At 72.0% G+C, this 18,933-nt stretch carries 17 protein-coding genes; 11 read left to right on the top strand and 6 right to left on the bottom strand.

Translation table 11 applies throughout. From position 1 onward, the window contains the following. From MWM08_RS24385 to MWM08_RS24420, 8 genes are all read left to right on the top strand, one after another. A complete protein-coding gene (locus tag MWM08_RS24385) occupies positions 1-1,578 on the top strand; it encodes a GMC family oxidoreductase (RefSeq protein ID WP_244457057.1) in 1,578 nt (525 codons plus the stop codon). Between the two features lie 29 nt (positions 1,579-1,607). Then, the gene (locus MWM08_RS24390; protein ID WP_244457058.1) at positions 1,608-1,925 is read left to right on the top strand and encodes a hypothetical protein; all 318 of its coding nucleotides are present in this window, start codon (positions 1,608-1,610) and stop codon (positions 1,923-1,925) included. An 87-nt stretch (positions 1,926-2,012) separates the two neighbouring features. After that, positions 2,013-2,981, top strand: coding sequence for a Bug family tripartite tricarboxylate transporter substrate binding protein (locus tag MWM08_RS24395; RefSeq protein WP_244457059.1), 969 nt, complete (start codon positions 2,013-2,015; stop codon positions 2,979-2,981). 34 nt (positions 2,982-3,015) lie between these two features. Beyond that, positions 3,016-3,273 carry an exodeoxyribonuclease VII small subunit gene (locus MWM08_RS24400; protein WP_244457060.1) on the top strand — a complete coding sequence of 86 codons (258 nt, stop codon included), beginning with the start codon at positions 3,016-3,018 and terminating at the stop codon, positions 3,271-3,273. 2 nt (positions 3,274-3,275) lie between these two features. After that, entirely contained in the window at positions 3,276-4,190 is a 915-nt protein-coding gene (locus tag MWM08_RS24405; RefSeq protein ID WP_244457061.1) for a polyprenyl synthetase family protein, read from the top strand. Next, on the top strand, positions 4,190-6,109 hold the full coding sequence (dxs, locus tag MWM08_RS24410; protein WP_244457062.1) for a 1-deoxy-D-xylulose-5-phosphate synthase: 1,920 nt from the start codon (positions 4,190-4,192) through the stop codon (positions 6,107-6,109). Before MWM08_RS24405 ends, dxs begins: the two co-directional genes overlap by 1 nt. A 280-nt stretch (positions 6,110-6,389) precedes the next feature. After that, positions 6,390-7,217, top strand: a complete 828-nt coding sequence (locus MWM08_RS24415) for a hypothetical protein (protein WP_244457063.1) — start codon at positions 6,390-6,392, stop codon at positions 7,215-7,217. Positions 7,218-7,225: 8 nt separating this feature from the next. Then, the gene (locus tag MWM08_RS24420; protein WP_244457064.1) at positions 7,226-7,990 is read left to right on the top strand and encodes a TlyA family RNA methyltransferase; all 765 of its coding nucleotides are present in this window, start codon (positions 7,226-7,228) and stop codon (positions 7,988-7,990) included. Positions 7,991-8,027: 37 nt separating this feature from the next. Here the strand turns inward: MWM08_RS24420 and MWM08_RS24425 are convergent, their stop codons facing one another. From MWM08_RS24425 to MWM08_RS24440, 4 genes are all read right to left on the bottom strand, one after another. Beyond that, on the bottom strand, positions 8,028-8,165 hold the full coding sequence (locus tag MWM08_RS24425) for a peptide chain release factor 1 (RefSeq protein WP_244457065.1): 138 nt from the start codon (positions 8,163-8,165) through the stop codon (positions 8,028-8,030). A 177-nt stretch (positions 8,166-8,342) separates the two neighbouring features. Further along, positions 8,343-9,251 carry a S1C family serine protease gene (locus MWM08_RS24430; RefSeq protein ID WP_244457066.1) on the bottom strand — a complete coding sequence of 303 codons (909 nt, stop codon included), beginning with the start codon at positions 9,249-9,251 and terminating at the stop codon, positions 8,343-8,345. Between the two features lie 49 nt (positions 9,252-9,300). Further along, entirely contained in the window at positions 9,301-10,206 is a 906-nt protein-coding gene (locus MWM08_RS24435) for a hydroxymethylglutaryl-CoA lyase (RefSeq protein WP_244457067.1), read from the bottom strand. 321 nt (positions 10,207-10,527) lie between these two features. Continuing rightward, positions 10,528-11,856: a FliI/YscN family ATPase gene (locus MWM08_RS24440; protein ID WP_244457068.1), complete on the bottom strand. Its 1,329-nt coding sequence runs from the start codon at positions 11,854-11,856 to the stop codon at positions 10,528-10,530. Between the two features lie 362 nt (positions 11,857-12,218). On the opposite strand from MWM08_RS24440, the gene MWM08_RS24445 reads away from it, so the two are divergent. The 3 genes from MWM08_RS24445 to MWM08_RS24455 all read left to right on the top strand — a co-directional run bounded on the left by MWM08_RS24445 (position 12,219) and on the right by MWM08_RS24455 (position 15,353). Beyond that, complete coding sequence (locus MWM08_RS24445) at positions 12,219-13,679, top strand: hypothetical protein (protein WP_244457069.1); 1,461 nt, start codon at positions 12,219-12,221, stop codon at positions 13,677-13,679. Then, a complete protein-coding gene (locus MWM08_RS24450; RefSeq protein WP_244457070.1) occupies positions 13,676-14,497 on the top strand; it encodes a hypothetical protein in 822 nt (273 codons plus the stop codon). Before MWM08_RS24445 ends, MWM08_RS24450 begins: the two co-directional genes overlap by 4 nt. Positions 14,498-14,660: 163 nt before the next feature. After that, the gene (locus MWM08_RS24455; RefSeq protein ID WP_244457071.1) at positions 14,661-15,353 is read left to right on the top strand and encodes a YjbF family lipoprotein; all 693 of its coding nucleotides are present in this window, start codon (positions 14,661-14,663) and stop codon (positions 15,351-15,353) included. On the opposite strand, the gene MWM08_RS24460 is transcribed toward MWM08_RS24455, so the two are convergent. Next, positions 15,337-16,392, bottom strand: coding sequence for a glycosyltransferase family 4 protein (locus MWM08_RS24460; RefSeq protein WP_244457072.1), 1,056 nt, complete (start codon positions 16,390-16,392; stop codon positions 15,337-15,339). The genes MWM08_RS24455 and MWM08_RS24460 overlap by 17 nt on opposite strands. Positions 16,393-16,663: 271 nt before the next feature. Further along, positions 16,664-18,853, bottom strand: coding sequence for a YjbH domain-containing protein (locus MWM08_RS24465; protein ID WP_244457073.1), 2,190 nt, complete (start codon positions 18,851-18,853; stop codon positions 16,664-16,666). Positions 18,854-18,933 lie beyond the last annotated feature (80 nt).

The raw sequence follows: 18,933 nt of genomic DNA on the forward strand, positions 1-18,933 counted from the left end.
ATGTACGACGTGATCGTGGTCGGCGCCGGGTCCGCCGGCGCACCTCTGGCGGCCCGGCTGTCAGAGGACCCGCAGCGCCGCGTGCTGCTGCTGGAAGCCGGGCGCGACTGGCGTTCGGCCGATGCGCCGCACGCGCTGCGCAGCGCCAACATCATCCCCTTCATGCACGACCCGCGACACCAGGCGGAGTGGCAATGGCCGGGGCTGATGACGCGGCGCACGGCAGCCCAGGAACCGCGCTTCTACTGGCGCGGCAAGGCGATGGGCGGGTCGTCGGCGGTGAATGCGCAGATCGCCATCCGCGGCGTGCCGGCGGCCTTCGACGCCTGGGCCGAGGCCGGTTGCGAAGGTTGGTCGGCGGCCGATGTCCTGCCCATCTACGATGCCATCGAGGACGATACCGATACGGGCACCGTACCCGGCGTGCGGCGCGGCGGCCCGCTGCCGGTCTTCCGCATGCCGCTGGACCAATGGGGCGCGGTGGACCTCGCGCTGCGCGACGCGGCGCTGGCGGGCGGCTATCGCTGGAAGGGCGACCTGAACGCCCCCGAGGGCGAGGGCATTTCCTGCAACCCGATCAACCTGCGCGACGGCAAGCGCATCACCACCAATGACGGCTACATCGAACCGGCACGCGGCCGGGCGAACCTGACCATCCGTGGCGGCGCGCTGGTCGATCGCGTGCTGTTCGACGGCACCCGCGCGCGCGGCGTGCGCGTGCGCTTCGGCGAGGCGTGGGAGGAGATCGCGGCGCGCGAGGTCGTGCTGTGTGCCGGCGCGATCCATTCGCCCTGCATCCTGATGCGCTCCGGCATCGGCCCGGCGGCCGCGCTGCGCGCGCTGGGCATCACCGTGCTGCACGACCTGCCCGCGGTCGGGCAGCATTTGATGGACCACCCGATCCTGCGTGCGTCGATCGCGCTGGCGCCGGCGCATCGCGCGCAGGGGGCCGATGCGCGCCACACGAATTGCTGCCTGACCTACAGCAGCAACCTGGCGGGCGGCGGCGAGCGCGACATGATCATGATCGCCTACAACCACCGCGGCCTATCCGCGGATGGCGCACCCGCGCCGGGCGGGGCCGTCGGCATCGCGTTGTATGATGCCTTCTCGCGCGGGGAATTACGGCTGAGCTCCGCCGATCCCGAAGCGCAGCCCGAGGTGGACGAGAACATGCTCGCCGACCCGCGCGACCGCGAACGTATGCGTGATGGCGTCCGGCGATTGGCGCGGCTGACGGCGCTTGATCCGCTCGCACGGCTCGGCGCCGTCACCTTCGGCGAGACCCGCCTGCCCATGGCCGAGGCCGCCGCCCTGGCCGACGACGCGCTGGACGCGATCATGCTGCGCGACGCCGCCGACATTCAGCACGCCGCCGGTACCTGCCGCATGACCGCGCATGAAGACCCGCGCGGCGTGGTGGACCCGGATTTGCGCGTGCGCGGCGCGAGCGGCCTGCGCGTGGCGGATGCGTCGATCATGCCGACCGACTGCCGGGCGAACTTGCATTTCACCTGCGTGATGATTGGGGAGATGGCGGCGCGGAGGATGCGGGCGGGCATTTCGCCTGGGGTGTGATCCGTCGCACAGCCGCAATGCCCTCAAGTTTGTTCGCCTATCGCCGGCCGCGCCCGATCGCTGGGCACGGCGATAGGGAGGCGCGACCGATCATGCCGCAGCACGGTGACGTCCTTGTTCGACCCAAGACCGGCACCACGCTGTTCGCCGGCGGTGCCGCCGAGGCACTCATCCGGACTGCGACCGGACTTCAACCCCTCACCGCGAAGATCTCGGTGGATACGGCCCGGCTGTATGTGCAGGTCCGGGTGTCGTCGGGTGACTTGGCCGGGCTTCCTCACCCCACAGGAAACCTCGAGGTCGAGGACCCGGTGACCGGCTGGCAAGGCTCCGTTTCAATCTCCTAGGGTCGAGTCGCGCCTAAAGCGGCGGAGCCGCCTTGCTCGCGGCCCGGTGGCGTTCTAATGGCGCGCCGTTCCGGGAGAACGCAAATGATGAACCGCCGCACCCTGCTGGCCCTTCCAGGCGCTGCCCTGCTGCCCGCCGCCGCCCACGCTCAGGCCGCTTGGCCCACCGCCCCCATCCGCGCCATCGTCCCCTTCGCGCCCGGTTCCGCCACCGATACGGTCGGCCGCCTGCTGGCGGAAGGCATGCGCGCCAGCCTTGGGCAACCTGTCGTGGTCGAAAACCGCGCCGGCGCCAATGGCCTGATCGGCGCCGAGGCCGTCGCCCGCGCCACCGCCGACGGCAACACGCTCCTGGTCGGCACGAATTCCACCAACGCCGCCGCCCGCGCCCTGTTCCGCAACGTGCCCTTCGACATGGAGGCCGGCTTCGCGCCGATCTCGACCATCGCCACCGTCCCGCTGCTGGTGGCCGTGAAAGCCGACAGCCCCTATCGCACGCTGGCCGACCTGATCACCGCGGCCCGCGCACGGCCGGAGGCGATCACCTACGCCACCGCCTCCTCCTCGCAGGAAGTGGCGGCCGCCTCGCTCGCGGCCATGGCGAATGTCCGCATGCTGGCAGTGCCTTACCGGTCCTCGCCGCTCGCGGTGCAGGACATGCTCGCCGGGCGCGTCGACATGTTCATCGCCGACCAGGCGGTAATCCTGCCGCAGGCCCAGGCCGGGTCCCTGCGCATCCTGGCCGTCACCTCGGCCGAACGCTCGGCCGCCGTGCCGGACGTGCCGACCGTGCGCGAGGCCGGGGGCCTGCCCGACTACGAGGTCATCGCCTGGTTCACCCTCTTCGCCCCCACCGGCACGCCCGCCGACCGGATCGCGCTTCTCAACCGCGCCGTGCAGGCCGCCCTGGCGACCGAGGAGATGCGCACGCGCCTGGCCGGGGCTCTCGGCATGACCATCCGCGGCTCCACGCCCGAACAGGCGGCCGCCTTCGTCCGCGCCGAGACCACCAAGTGGACCAATGCCATCCGCCAGGCCGGGATCGAGCCGCAATAGCCTTCGCCCCGGCAGACTGTTAACCTCGCCTGACATGGCCAGGACCCCGACCGAGGCGCGCGAAACGCCGCCCGACATTGCAACCCTGTCCTTCGAGCAGGCACTCGCCGAGCTCGAAGGCATCGTGAAGGCGCTGGAAAGCGGGCAGGGGGCACTGGAAGCCTCGGTCGCTGCCTACCAGCGCGGCGCCGCGCTGCGCGCGCACTGCGAACGCAAGCTCGCGGAAGCCGAACAGAAGGTGCAGGCCATCGTGGAAGGCCCGGCAGGCCTCGCCCTGCGGGACGTGGAGTAGGCATGGAATCCATCACGGCCTCCTCCGAGGGCCTGCGCGCCGCCATGACCCAGGCAGCGGCGGATATCGACGAGGCGCTCGACATCCTGATCCCGCGCCCCGAAGGCCCCGAGGCCAAGCTGTTCGAAGCCATGCGCTATGCCGCGATCGGCGGCGGCAAGCGCCTGCGCGGCTTCCTGGTGCTGGAAGGTGCGCGGCAGTTCGGCGTCGCGCGCGACCCCGCCCTGCGCACCGCCGCCGCCATCGAGATGCTGCACGCCTATTCCCTGGTGCATGACGACCTGCCCTGCATGGACGATGACGACCTGCGCCGCGGCAAGCCCACGCTGCACAAGGCTTTCGACGAAGCGACCGCGGTGCTGGCCGGCGATGCGCTGCAGGCCAACGCCTTCTACGTGTTGGCCGAACCCGACACGCATTCCGACAGCTACGTGCGCGCCGAGCTGTGCCGCTGCCTCGCGCGCGCCTCCGGCCCGCGCGGCATGTGCGGCGGGCAGATGCTGGATATGCTGGCCGAGGAAGCGGGCGAACCGCTCGAGGAAGCCGAGATCGGCCGGCTGCAGCTGCTCAAGACCGGCAAGCTGATCGAATTCGCCGCCGAGGCCGGGGCCATCCTGGGCAAGGCACCGCTGCAGATGCGCCATGCCTTCGCCGCCTATGGGCGCGACCTGGGCGCCGCCTTCCAGATTGCCGACGACCTGCTGGATGCGACCGTCAGCGCCGAGGAGGCTGGCAAGCGTACCGGCAAGGATGCCGAGGCCGGCAAGGCCACGCTTGTGGGCCTGCTTGGCATCCCGCGCGCACGTGCGCATGCGGAACGACTGGCCGCGCAGGCGGCCGCACATCTGGACGCTTTGGGTGAACGTGCCGATCTGTTGCGGGCGCTCGCCGACTACGCGATCGCGCGGAGGACCTGATGAACCGCCCGGCCACCCCCCTGCTGGATCGCGTGAGCGTCCCGGCCGACCTGAAGAACTTCTCCGGCGACCAGCTCAAGCGCCTGGCGGAGGAATTGCGCGCCGAGACGATCGACGCGGTGTCCTCCACCGGCGGTCACCTCGGTGCGTCGCTCGGCGTGGTGGAACTGACCGTCGCGGTGCATGCGGTGTTCGACACGCCGACCGACCGGCTGATCTGGGACGTCGGCCACCAGGCCTATCCCCACAAGATCCTGACCGGGCGGCGCGACCGCATCCGCACGCTGCGCCAGGGCGGCGGGCTGTCGGGCTTCACCCGGCGCAGCGAGAGCGAATACGACCCCTTCGGCGCGGCGCATTCCAGCACGTCGATCTCGGCCGGCCTCGGCATGGCGATCGCGCGCGACCTCAAGGGCGACGACCGGCACGTCATCGCCATCATCGGCGACGGCGCGATGAGCGCCGGCATGGCCTACGAGGCCATGAACAACGCCGGCGCGTCCAAGGCGAACCTGATCGTCATCCTGAACGACAACGACATGTCGATTGCCCCGCCGGTGGGCGCGATGTCGGCCTACCTGTCGCGCGTGGTGTCGTCGCGTCCCTTCCTCAGCCTGCGCGACCTGATGGCGCGCGTGGCCAAGCGCTTCCCCGCCCCGCTGGAACGCGCCGCGCGCCGCGCCGACGAATACGCGCGCGGACTGCTGACCGGGGGAACGCTGTTCGAGGAACTCGGCTTCTACTACGTCGGCCCCGTCGACGGGCACGACCTCGACCACCTGCTGCCGGTGCTGCGCAACCTGCGCGACACCGACCATGCCGGCCCCATCCTGCTGCATGTCGTGACACAAAAGGGCAAGGGCTACGCGCCGGCGGAAGCCAGCGCCGACAAGTACCACGGCGTGCAGAAGTTCAATGTCGTGACCGGCGAACAGGCCAAGGCGCCGCCCGGCCCGCCGACCTACCAGAAGGTCTTCGCCACCGCGCTGATCGCCGAGGCCGAGCACGACGACCGCATCGTGGCGGTCAACGCGGCCATGCCGTCCGGCACCAGCCTGGACATGTTCGGCAAGAAATTCCCGAAGCGCTGCTTCGATGTCGGCATCGCCGAACAGCACGCCGTCACCTTCGCCGCCGGCATGGCGACCGAGGGGATGAAGCCGTTCTGCGCGATCTATTCCACCTTCCTCCAGCGCGCCTACGACCAGATCATGCACGACGTCGCGCTGCAGTCCCTGCCGGTGCGCTTCGCCATGGACCGCGCCGGCCTGGTGGGTGCGGACGGCGCGACGCATGCGGGCATCTTCGACATCGCCTATCTCGGCTGCCTGCCAGGCATGGTGCTGATGGCCGCCGCTGACGAGGTCGAACTGATGCACATGGTCGCCACCGCGACCGCGATCGACGACGCGCCATCGGCCTTCCGCTATCCGCGCGGCGAGGGCTTCGGCTTCGAATTGCCGGCGCGCGGCAGCGTGCTCGAACTCGGCCGCGGTCGCGTGCTGCGCGAAGGCACCTCCATCGCCATCCTGTCCTACGGTGCGCGCCTGCAGGAATGCCTGAAGGCGGCAGATGAACTCGCCACCCACGGCCTGTCCTGCACCGTGGCCGATGCGCGCTTCGCCAAGCCGCTCGACACCGCGCTGGTCGAACGCCTGGCGCGCGAGCACGAGGTTTTGATCACCATCGAGGAAGGCTCCATCCTCGGCTTCGGCGGACTCGTGATGCACCACCTGGCGACTCGCGGGTTGCTCGATGGCGGCGTGAAGTTCCGCCCGATGTGCCTGCCCGACCGCTTCATCGACCACGACGCGCCGCGCAAGCAGTACGACGAGGCCGGGCTGAACGCGCCGCAGATCGCCGCCACCGCGCTCGCGGCCCTCGGCCAGCAATCGAAGGCACAACCGGCGCGGGCCTGATGCGGCCCGCGTCTTCACCGCACATGTCGACGCACGGCGCCGGTGTTGCGGCGGCGGGAACACCGCGGTCGTTTCGCGGCCGTTTCCGCAACTGTCGTCTGCGTTTGACGACCCCATTGTCACCCGTCGCGGGGCGAGGCTAGGCTGACCTCTGACGATGGTTCCGCAGCGCTCGCGGACCGAGGCCCGTAACCGGGTTGGCGCACAATCCTGGCGCCTTCGCCGGACAAGATTCACCGCATCGGCAGCGTCATGCCGGCGGTTGGGGGAGGGTCGAGACGTGGCTGTGCTGGACCGAGATGCCCGACAGGCACATCAGCTTCGCCCGTCCGGCCGGCTCACGACCCACCATCGCGCCACGCTGATCCACGACATCGCCAGCCGCCTGCTCGTGCCCGCTCTCGCGGTCCGCTTCGGCACGCCGCCCGTGGGCACCTGGCGGCGCGATGCGGCCGCGCTGGCCGCCACCCTCGCGGACGGTACGCTGGACGAAGGTGTCGCCGCTCTCGCGGCGCTGAACCCCGACGGGGTGATGTTCCGCCCGATCTGCCGCGACATCATCCTGCCAGCGGCGGTCGCGCTGCGGCGCCGCTACGACCCCGACGCCTTCGACCAAAGTGAGCGGCTGTCGAAGGTCTGGCAGCTGCGCATGTGCCTGCTCTCGCTCGACGACGCCGACGCCGATCCGCCCGGCATGGACCCGCACACCGCGCAGACCGCGCTGACGCTGTCCAGCACGCATGACGACCTGCCCAGCGTCGAGCACGGCGTGGCGCTGCGCTTCTTCGACCGCGCCGGCTGGCAGGTGCGGGACTGCAACAGCCACGCCGCCGAAGAAGCGCGCGATTCGGCGCATGACCAGCGCTTCGACGTGGCCTGGATCAGCCTCGAACCAGGCCAGGCCGAGGACGAGATCCGCGCCACCGCGCAGGGGCTGCGCCGCGCCTCGCGCAATACCGCCATCCTGGTGCTGGCCGGCGGGCCGCCGGGGCTGCTGCCGACCGATCCCGGCGTGCTCGACCTCGATGGCTATACCGGCAGCGCGACCGAGGCGGCGGAGGTCTCCGCTTCCGTGCTGCGCCTGCGCCGGGCCGGCCTGCGCCCCTGATCGCCGTCATGGGCGGCAGCCGCGGCCGGCTGCGAGCCGATGTCCTGATGGTCGAACGCGGCCTTGCTGCCTCACGCGAACGCGCGCAGGCGCTGATCCTCGCGGGCAAGGTCTTTTCCGGTGAGCGGCGCATCGCCAAGGCCGGGGACCTGCTGGCGGCGGACCTGCCGCTCGACCTGCGCGGGCAGGACCATCCCTGGGTCAGCCGCGGCGGCATCAAGCTGGCGCATGCGCTGGCGCATTTCGGGCTGGATCCGTCCGGGCGCATCGCGGTGGATGTCGGTGCATCGACCGGCGGCTTCACCGACGTACTTCTGCAGCACGGCGCCGCGCGGGTCTTCGCAGTGGATGTCGGGCACGGGCAGCTCGACTGGAAGCTGCGGCAGGACGCGCGGCTGGTGGTGCTGGAACGCACCAATGCGCGCCACCTGACCGCCGACCAGGTGCCTGAGGCGCCCGGCGTGGTGGTGTGCGACGCGTCCTTCATCGGGCTGCGCACGGTGCTGCCGGCGGCGCTTGCATTGGCCGCTCCCGGCGCCTGGGCGGTCGCGCTGATCAAGCCGCAATTCGAAGCCGGGCCCGACCGCGTGGGCAAGGGCGGCGTGGTGCGCGACCCGGCCGTTCATGCGGAGGTCTGCGCCACCATCCACGATTGGTGGGCGGCCCTGCCCGGCTGGCGGGTGCTCGGCATCGAACCCAGCCCGATCACCGGGCCGGAAGGCAACCGCGAATTCCTGATCGCCACGACGAAGGACGCCGCGGCCGCGTCCTGACAGCGCCGCTCCGGCGGCGCGGACCCCATGGCTACCCTTACCGCCGCGCCGGCTCCGGCGGCCGGGCGAGTTCTGCCAGCAGGACCCAGACCCGGTGTGCATCCATGCGTGTCTCGGGGTCGTTCAGCAGGCGGTCCAGCTCGGCCATCCGCCGCTCGGTTTCGGCTTCGGACATGCATCCTCCGTTCGCCACATCGGGCAACGCTGCCACTCTCACGAGGCAAAGCGCCCGAATGTGGGAAAGGTTGCGGCGGGGGCGTGGCGCGCCGCGGTGACGCGGTTCATGTCGCGGGGCGCGGCGATCCGGAACGCGCCCGCCCGCCCGCGCCTGCAGGACGCCCCGAGCGGCGCCTCAGCCGCGGCAGAGCACCTGGAACACCGCCGGCGCCACGGTAGCCGACACCGCCCGTGCCCCAGTGCCGCCCTGGGCACCGCGCGCCGGGCGCACGTTCTGCTCGGCCAGGAAGCGTTCGACTTCGGTGGCGCGGATCGCGAAGTTCACGCCCTGCGGCAAGGACCCGGTGGCGCGCAGCACCGCCAGGTCGTTCAGCCGTCCGACCGCGACCCCCAGCAGCAGCCCGGCATCATCCACCGCTGGCCCGCCGGAATTCCCCGGCTGAACCGCGGCATTCATCTGGAAGCGCGAGACGTCGCCCCCCGGCCCCGCCAGCCCGGTCACGATGCCATTGGTCACGTTGATGCCGGTGCCCAGCGCCTGGCCATAGGGGAAGCCGAACACCAGCACGGTCTCCCCCAGGTCGACCGCCGCCTGCGGGCGGAACCGCACGACCGACCCGAAGCCGCGCCCGGCGTCGATCAGCGCCAGGTCGCGCTGCCGGTCGGTGGCCACCACGCGAACCGCGCGGCCCTGTTCGTCGAGCACCTGCGCGCAGCCCTGCACGACATGCGCATTGGTCACCGCCAGGCCATTCGCTGTGACCGCGAAGGCCGACCCGGTGCCGATCGCGCGGCCTGCCCGTGCCCGGGGCGGGGCGGCGGCCTCGCCGGCCGGCTCCCCGCCGCCCTGCAGCGGCTTGCCAGCCGCGCCAGGCGCAGCGGTAGGGGGCGCACCGGCCGGTGGTGCCTCGACGGGCATGGCGCGGCCGTCCGGCAGGCGCACGTAGCGCGCGACGGGTGCGCTGCCGCCGCCATAGTCGGCGACGATCGTCCCGCCCTGGCCTTCGCCCGGCAGGGCGGCCTCGGGCGGGGGCTCCGCCACGCAGGCGCCGAGCAACAACAGCAGGGGGAGGGCGGGACGCATCACCGGCAGAGATTGGGTGGCGCGTGCGCGCGCGAAAGGGCGCACCGCGTCATGCCGCCAGTCGCGCGGCCGGCACCGCGCGCATCCGCCCGCCGGGCACCGCGCCGGGAATCGCGGCCGCCATATCGGCCGCGACCAGCAGGCGCGGCCAGTCCACGCCGGTCTGCACGCCCATGCGGGCGAACATCCAGGCCACGTCCTCGGTCGCGACATTGCCGGTGGCGCCGGGCGCGAAGGGGCAGCCGCCGATGCCGCCCGCGGCGGAATCGAACACCCGGCAGCCGGCCTCCCAGGCCGCGGCCACGTTGGCAACGCCCATCCCGTAGGTGTCGTGGCCATGGAAGGCGAAGCGGTGACCCCAGGCGCCGATCGCGTGGCGGAACACGCGGTTCACCTGGTCGGGGCTGGCATTGCCGGTGGTGTCGGCCAGCGCGATCTCCATCTCCGGGTTCAGCGCCACGATGCGTTCGACCCAGTCGAGCGCCTCGGCCTCCGGCACCACGCCATCGAAGGGGCAGTGAAACACGCAGGACAGGTTGAAGCGGATCAGCGTGCCCTTCGGCGTGTCACGCACCAGCGCGGCCAGTTCGGCAAAGGATTCCTCGCGCGTGCGGTTGAGGTTCGCCTTGTTGTGCCCAGCCGTGGCCGACATGAAGAAGCCCAGGCGATGCGCGCCGTGCTGGATGGCGGCATCGAAGCCGCGGCGGTTCGGCACCAGCACGGTGCATTCCAGGCCCGGCATCGCCTTGGCGGCTTCCAGCACGGGTTCGGTGCCGGCCATCTGCGGGATCGCCTTGGGCGAGACGAAGGATCCCACCTCCATGCGCCGCAGCCCGGCATCGTAGCAGGCCCGGATCAGCGCGACCTTGGCCTCGGTGGAGACAGGCTGCGCGGGGTTGATCGACTGGATGCCGTCGCGCGGGGCGACCTCGCTGATGATGGCGGTCTCAGGCATGGACGTGTCTCCGCGGTGCTTGGGTCCAGGTGTAGTCCCGGGGCGGGGCGCGGGGCAACGCGGGGTGGTTCCGGGGCGGATCCCGACCGGATGGACCCATCCGATCGGGTGAGGATGCGCGCGAAAACAAGTCCCTGAAGCCGGTGCAGCGCGCCGAGGCGGGCGGAGAAGGTTCCAGGCGGTCCAAACCCGATCATTTGCCGGGCGCGTGGCCGGTCGCGTGCGGCAGCCGCGGCGTCAGGCCGCTTGCCGATGCCATCAGCGCGTCCGTCCTGGCAGTGGCCCAGCGATCCGCGGCCATCCGCCGCGGGGTCTGGACCCTCAGGCCTCCGCCAGCGCCGCCACCAGCGCCCCGAAGGCCTGGTCCGGATCGCTCGGTTCCCCCTTCGCCTGCGCCAGCACCTGTTCGATGGCGGGCGCCAGGCGCACCGCCTGGTCCGCTTGCGGGTCGTGCCCCACGCGATACGCCCCAAGCCGCACCAGGTCCTTCACCTCGGCATAGGTGGACAGCAGCCGCCGCGCTTCCTGCACCAGCGGGCGTTCATGCGCGTCCAGCACGCCCGGGGCCGTGCGCGACAGGGACCGCAGCACGTCCACAGGCGGATAGCGCCCGCCTTCCGCGATGCGCCGGTCCAGCACGACATGCCCGTCCAGGATTCCGCGCACCGCGTCGGCCACGGGTTCGTCATGGTCGTCGCCCTCGACCAGCACGGTGAACAATGCGGTGATGGCGCCGCCGCAGCCGTCCGGGCCCGGGCCGGCGCGTTCCAGCAACCGTGGCAGTTCTGTGAAGACCGAGGGCGGGTAGCCGCGTGTGGCCGGCGGTTCGCGCACGGCCAGGCCGATCTCCCGCAGCGCCAGCGCGAAGCGCGTTACGCTGTCCATCAGCAGCAGCACCTGCCTGCCCTGGTCGCGGAAATGCTCGGCCACGGTCATGGCGGCATAGGCGGCCTCGCGCCGCATCGGCGCTGCGGCATCGGAGGTCGCGCAGATCACCACCGACTTCGCCAGGCGTTCGGGGCCCAGGTCGTCCTCGATGAATTCGCGCAACTCCCGCCCGCGTTCGCCGACCAGCGCGAAGACGATCACATCCGCCGCGACCCCACCCGCCAGCATCGCCATCAACGTGGATTTTCCGACGCCCGAGGCCGCGAACAGCCCCAGACGCTGCCCCTGCCGCACCGGCGCGAACAGGTCGAGCGCCCGGACGCCCAGCGCGAGCCGCGGCCCCAGCCGCGCACGCTGCCCGGCCGGCGGTGCGGGGGCGTGGGTCGCGCGCGGCAGCGCGCCGCGCGCCGGCGGCGGCTGCCCATCCATCGGCACGCCCATCGGGTCCAGCACGCGGCCGAGCCAGGCGTCGCTCACCGGCAACGCCGGGCGCGGTGCGAGCACCGCCCGCGCGCCCGCCGACAGGCCATTGATCGGGCCGAGCGCGATGGCCTCGGCCCGCCCGTCGCGGAAGGCCGCGATCTCGGCCAGCACGGGCGCGCCGGATGGTGGTTCGAGCCGCAGCCGGTCGCCGATCGCGGCCAGCGGCCCCAGCCCCTCGAGCGTGATGGCGAGCCCGCCGAGCCCGGTGACGGTGCCGTGCACCGCCTGGGGCTGCAGGCTGCGCAGGGCGGCGGCGGTGGCAAACAGGTCAGGGCGCATCCCCGCACCATGCCCCGCGCGGTATTGGCGCCGCGTTAGCGCGCTGTCCGATCGGACGGCGCGCGCGCCGCCATCCAACGACGACATCCGGGATCGGTGGCCGGGCGGGGCACCAGGCCGCTGCCGATACGGTCGGTTCGGCAGCGCGTTCGCGCCCCCGCCGTCCGCGGTGGCGGGCGGCGAAACCTCCGGCCTTGAGCCGCACCCGACCAGACCAGTCGACCTGTCCGTGACCTAATCCCGCAGCCGGCACGGACAGCCGCGCGACCGTCGCTTTTCCGCATCACTGTGTCCTGCGTGCCCTTGCGCGGCGGTGTCCCCCGCTTCCATTCTGCGCGCCACATCCCCCCGGAAGACCCCGCATGCGCCTGCGTTTCATGGCGATGGCCGCCTGCCTTGCCCTGGCCCCCATCGCCGCCCTTGGCCAGCCCGCGCCGCGGCAGGCCGCCCCCGCGCAACCCGCCCCGCGCGAGCGGGAGGCCAGCATCATCAACCAGTCCGGACAGACCCTGCGCGAGCTCTATGCCGCCCCCGCCGGCGGCGAGGCCTTCGGCCCCGACCTGCTGGGCGCCGATACCGTGCCCGACCGCGGCACCTTCCGCGCCCGCATCCAGGGCGCCGACTGCACCTTGGAATTCCGCGCCGTGTTCCAGGACGGCACCGAGGAACGCAGGCGCCAGAACGTCTGCCAGAACCGCCGCGTGCAGTTCGGCGATCCCGCCATTCCCCTGCGCGAAGCCACCATCCGCAACGAGACCGACACCACCGTGCTGCAGGTGTTCGCTGCCCCGCCCGGCGCGCCCAGCCGCGGCCCGGACCGGCTCGGCGAGAACGTCGTCGAGCCGTCGCGCGAATTCCGCATCCGCCTCGGCCGCACGCGCGACTGCATCTTCGACGTGACGGCGGTGTTCGACGATGGCGAGGAAGACACCCGTGCGGCGATGAACCTGTGCCGCGACCCGCGCCTCACCTTCGGCGACCCCAATGCGCCGCGGCGCGAGACGCGCATCAGCAACACCGCCGATCGCACCATCCGCGAATTCTATGCCTCGACCCGCGCGCCGCTCGCCTGGGGCGCGGACCGGCTCGGCAACACCGTGCTGCAGGCCGGGGGCAACTTCACGCTGCGCCTGCGCGGTGCGGCCTGCCTGTGGGACCTGCGCGCGGTCTATGACGACGACGCCGAGGAAGTGAAGCAGGGCATCGACCTATGCACCACGCGGGAGGTCGCGTTCGACGGGTCCGGCGCGCCGCGCCCGCCCGAACGCCGCGTGACCCTGGTGAACCGTCACGGCGCCACCATCCAGGAAGTCTATCTCTCGGGCACCTCGGAGGAAGACTGGGGCCCCGATCGCCTGGGCGAGGAAGTGCTGCCGCGCGGCCAGCGGCGCGAGGTCGCCGCCCGCCTGCGCGACTGCGAGGCCGACCTGCGCATCGTCTTCGAGGAACGCCGCGCCGCCGAGGAACGCACCAGCATCAACCTGTGCGAGACCGCGACCATCGTGCTGCGCCCCGGCTGGACGCTGGCCGACCGGCTGGACGAGGGCGAGGACAGCGCCGACACCAGCCCACGGCCGGGCAGCGTGCGCCTGCGCAACGCCGCCGAGGTGCCGGTCGCCGAGCTCTACGCCGATGCGCCCGGCGCGCCGCGCGGCATCGACCGGCTTGGCCGCACCGTGCTCGGCGTGAACGAAACGCTGGATTTCGCACCGCCGGAAGGCACGCCCTGCCTGGTCGACCTGGTGGCGGTGTTCCGCGATGGGCGCGAGATGATCCTGGCCGGCACCGACATCTGCGCCGGCGTGGAATTGGAACTGCGGTGAAGCGCCTGCTGCTGGCCCTGATGCTGGTGGGCACGCCCGCTGCGGCGCAGGGCATTCCCGACGCGCTGCGCGGCACCTGGGGGCAGGGTGCCTGCGCCACCCCCTCGGCGCTGCTGCACGTGACCGCGCGCAGCGTGGCGCGCCTGCCGGCCGACGGACCCGCCCGCCTGGTGCGGCTGCGCGGCCTGCGCCCCTTCGGCGACTGGACCTTGGGGATAGGTGCCGGGGCCGAGGCACCGCGCGTGCTGCTGCGCGCCGCCGGCGATGGGCTCGAAACCATGGAACCCGACGCCAAGCTGCGTGACGACCGGCTGCCGGGCGACACGCCGGTGCTGCAGTGGCAGCGCTGCACCACCCCGCCACCCGGCCTGGCGGCACTGCATGGCGAAGGCCTCGCGGTGCTGGCGGCGCTCGAAAGGCTGGAGGCCGCCTGCCAGGGCGGCACGACGGCACCCTGCATCGCGGCGCTGGTGGCGGTCGGCGACGTGTCCGGCGACGGCATGCTGGGCGTGGCCGAGGTCGCGCGGCTGCTGCGCGGGACCGCCTGGGCCCTGGCCGCACAGGATGGCGCGACGCCGGCGGCGCTGGCCGGCGCCACGGGCCTCGGCGCCGCCGCCGCGCTGGCGCTGGCGCGCATCGCGGTCGAGGGGCTGGATTTCGACGGCGACGGCCGGCTGTCCGTGGCGGAACTCGGGCAGGACCGCGCGCAATGGCCGGCCGGCACCGGCGACCCGGCGGGCCGGCCGGGGGCGCTGGAAGCGCTGGGCGAAGGGGCCGGGCTGCTGCGCGCGCTGCTGGAGCGCGTCGCAGGCCCATAGAGACCGTGCCAGGGTGCGGGGTCCCGCAGCCCAGCCGGCCACGTCGCGGTCATGGATGTGGCGGGCAGGCTTCGGGCCGCGCCGCCTGGTCCATCCGCGGCGGTCTTCTGCACCGCGCCAGATTTCGCCTGACGGTTTAATTATGCGGTGATATTCTCGCGCTGTGCGAGGCATCCTCCTCCTGCTGCCCGTCCTGCTGCTCGGCGCCTGCGGCAACACCACCGCGACCGACGTCGTGCGCGTGATGGTCTGGCCCATCCCGATCCCCGACGGCCTGTTCGAAACCTCCGAGGCGATCCCGCAGGCCGACTGGGACACGCCCGGCGGCGCGGTACGTGCCGAGACCGCGCTCGGCCTGTCGCTCGGGTCGCGCCGCGGCATCGCCACCCTGGTGCAGGAGGAAGGCGAACGCCGCATGTGGCGCACCGCCGGCGGCGTGGTGGTCGCGACCGAAGGCCCGCGCATCGTCGCCACCGCCGGGCTGCGCGAAGTGGTCGCCGCCACGCGCTTCGACGGCATCGACCCGCTGACCCGCATCGGCGACCTGACCGACACGCCGGTCAGCGGCGCGCGCGTGGTGGACGTGATGCGGTCGGAGACCGACCCGGCGCGCATGCGCTTCGGCCTGCGGCTCAACTGCCGCGTCAGCGCCGGCCCCGCCGAGGTCGAGGACACCGTCCTGGTGCGCGAGACCTGCCGGGGTGCGGCATCCTTCACCAACCGCTTCTGGGCCGATGCGCGCAGCTACGCGGTGTTCCGGTCCGAACAATGGGTCGGCGACGGGCTGCCGCCGCTGGTGATCGACGTGCTTGGCCCCGGCAGCGCGCCCACGGACTTCATCACTCTGCCCAGGTGAGCCCGGCGCGCCGCATCCGCTGCAACACATAGGCCAGCCACACCGCCTGCACCGCCAGCGCCGGCAGCACGACCAGCGGCTTCAGGCCCGACGGTAATTCAAGGAACAGCGCCACCAGCGCGCCATGCACCAGCACGAAGCCCCAATGCACGCCCGCCACCGCCCGCACGCCCAGACCGCTGCGCTGCGCCATCTGGTACAGGTGCGTCCGGTGCGCCGCCGCCACGCGCCGCCCCATCGCCGCCCGCCGTACCAGCGTGAAGGCCGCATCGAACAACAACCCGAACAGCAGCAGCGGCACGATCAGGAACGACACCGACGCCGCGTCGAACCCCGCCGCCGCCACCGCCAGCACCGCCATCATGAAGCCCAGGAACTGGCTGCCCACATCGCCCATGAAGATCCGCGCCGGATGCAGGTTGAACGGCAGGAACCCCGCCAGCCCCGCCGCCAACAGCAAGGCCGCAGCATAGACGAACCACCCGCCCTGCCCGCCCGCCACGACGCACAGCATCACCGCCGCCAGGAACACCGATCCGCCGACCAGGCCATCCAGCCCATCCATGAAGTTCAGCGCATTGGTGCACCCCACGATCCAGAACAACGTGAGCGGCACACCAAGCCACCCCAGCGGCACCTCCCCCACCCAGGGAACGGCCAGCCTTTCGACCACCAACCCACTGCCGATCGCGACCAGCGCCGCCAGCGCCTGCGCCCCCAGCTTCACCGAAAACCGCAGGTCGGCCACATCGTCCCACAAGGACACCAGGGCAATCGCCACCGCCGCACCGATCACACCGCCGAACTGCAACGGCGGCAGCCGCGCAAACGCCGCCCCGAAATACAGAACGACCATCCCGACCACGAAGGCGACCACCACCCCGACGCCACCACCCCGCGGCGTGGGACGCACATGCGACGACCGCGCATTGGGATGATCGAGGATCGGATAGGCGATCATCAGACGCACCACGACGGCCGACACCAAGGCCAGCACGACCGCAAACCCCAGATGTCGGAATACCGCCTCGATCAACATGCGAGGGCGCTATGCCCGGCGCGGAGCGAGGCGTCCAGGCGGGGAGGGGCGCAAGGCGGGGGGCCAGTCCCCCGGACCCCCCGCTGGGAGGCAACCGCCTCCCAGACCCTGGGTCAGATGGCTGGATTGGGGGAGGGGCTCGTCGGCGGTACCGACGCGAAGGGCGCTCCATGCCCCTCCCCCAATCCGGCCATTGGTCTCCGCGGGTCCGCGGGCACGTATGCCCCCGGCGGGTGGGTCCGGGAGGGCAGAGCCCTCCCGCGCCGCACCCTCACCGCGTGAACCACCCCGCCCCGCGCCGCAGCGAGTCCTCGCGGCCGTCGCGGGTGGTTTCCCACAGGGGGCTGGGGGTTGCCAGGCGTTGGCCGCCGTCGCGTTGGGTGGGGCGGATAACGGCGCCGACGGCGGATCGGCTTTGAACGCCGAAGATGTCGAGTGGAACGCGGATGAAAATGCCTTTGTCGAAGGATCCTTCGCCGAAGCGGCTGTAGGAGACGTCGGTGAAGGTGGCGAAGGCACCGACCTCGATGCCGGAATCGAAGCGGCGGGCGACTTCAACCGTGCCGCCCCAGTCGCCGGCCAAATAACGGCCGCCGCGCAGCGTGGTGGTCAGGTTCCACCAGGGCAGGTCGAGGTAGAGCGAGAGGTGCCCGGTGGTGACGCGGTAGTCCTGCAGGCCGAACCGCTGGTCGTAGTCGCGCTGCGCCACGTAGTTCACATCGAGGCCGATCGCGTAGGGTCGGTCATGCGGGCGCCACAGCACTTCGCCGGACACGCCGGCGAACATGGGTTCGAGGTATCCGACGGTGCCGCGGGCGAAGATGTCGGGGGCGACCGACCACATGCGTTCGGCATACAGCGACGTGACGGCGAGGTTGCGCCCGTCGTCGGCATAGAGCGCGTAGTCCGACCGCACGCGCGGCAGCACGGAATCCGATGCCGCGGCGCCGTCCATGTTCTGGGCGAGCACCTGCGTGATGGCGCCGCCGATGGCGAAGCCGGCGCCGAGTTCGACGCGCGCATTGGCGCCGATGCCCACCTGGTACAGCGCGGTGCGGGACGGGTCGCCCAGGATCACGCGAACCAGCGGGTCGATGCCCCAGTCGATGAACGGGCCAGGCGCGCGGGCCGCGCCTTCGAAGGGTTCTCCCGGAGGCATCAGGATGGCGGTGGCGAAGATTTCCTCGGCGCTGCCGTGGCCGCGCGCCGCGGCCTCGATGGCCGATCGCAGCACCATCAGCCGCGCGATCTCGAGCCCGTCGCGCGACCAGGCGATGACGATCCGCTCGACCTGGCGCGGCAGCACCGGCTGCACCGCGCGCACGACGCGGCCGGCGACCTGCGCCAGGGTGCGGAAGGGGCCGCCGGAGACGGCAATGCGCGCTTCCTCACCTTCAATGGCGAAGGCGGTTCCGCGCAGGCGTGCCTCGCGCAATGCGGCGAAGATGCGTGGCGCCAGCGCGGCGGACTCGGCCGAGCCACCCTCGGCGCGCTCAGCCATCGCCGGCGGCGCGGGCATGGGCGCGCGCGGCGGGTCGTGCGCGTCCATCCGCACGCTCGCGCGCAGCAGCAGGTCGGTCCCGTTCACCCAGTGCACGCCGACATCGAGCCAGTCATTCGTCCATTGCAGCCCGGCATTCACGCGGCTCGCGGAATACCCGCGCAGGTTCGTGGTGCGTCCGGGATAGCCGCCGCGTTCGTCGCGCAGCCGGTCGCCACTGAACTCGACCTTCGCGCGCAGGCCCTCGAAGTCGCCCCACGGCGTCGGGATTGCCGGCACGTTCCACTCGATGCCGCCGAAGATCGAGATGTCCTCGCCGCGGAAATACGACTGCCAGCGCAGCGTGCCGCCCTGCCCGACATCGCGCGTGCGTTCGCCGAAGCCGCTCCAGATGTCGGTCAGCGGGTTGTTGCCATCCGCATAGGTGCCGAGCCGACCCCAGCCCATTCCCAGCGTCACGTCGAAATCCCAGAAGCGCTTCGACGCCACCAGGTATTCGCCCGCATAGATGCCGGTGCCGGCAATGTCCTGGATGCCGACCGCCAGCGCCGGACGCCATTCCTGCTCGTCCCACAGCCGGATTTTGATGTCGAAGGACCGGTCCGAAACGATCCCCGACCCCGTCGTGCCGTTCAGCCGCTCACTGACCCGGAACGTCGTCTCCAACCACGGCAACGCCTGGAACCCCACGAACCAGAACTGCCGCTGGTGCCGCCAGGCCACCCCCGCCTCGATCACGCCATCGGCCCGAAACCGCGCATTGCGCATCTCGATCAGCCCGACCCCACCCCAGTCCGACCCGGTCCCGTCCCCACCGAGGCCCTGGGCGTGCGCGGGCGCGGAGAGCAGCGCCAGGATGGCAAGCGCGTAGCGGGAGGGCGCTGCCCTCCCGGACCCTCCCGCCGGGGGGCAACCGCCCCCCGGACCCGGGGTCAAATGGCCGGAATGGGGGCGGGGCATGGCGCGCCCGTCGCGCCGGTGCCACCGACGAGCCCCTCCCCCATTCCGGCCATCCGGTCTGCGCGGGTCTGGGGGCACGT

This window comes from Roseomonas fluvialis (assembly GCF_022846615.1).
GTDB classification, from domain to species: Bacteria; Pseudomonadota; Alphaproteobacteria; order Acetobacterales; family Acetobacteraceae; genus Neoroseomonas; species Neoroseomonas fluvialis.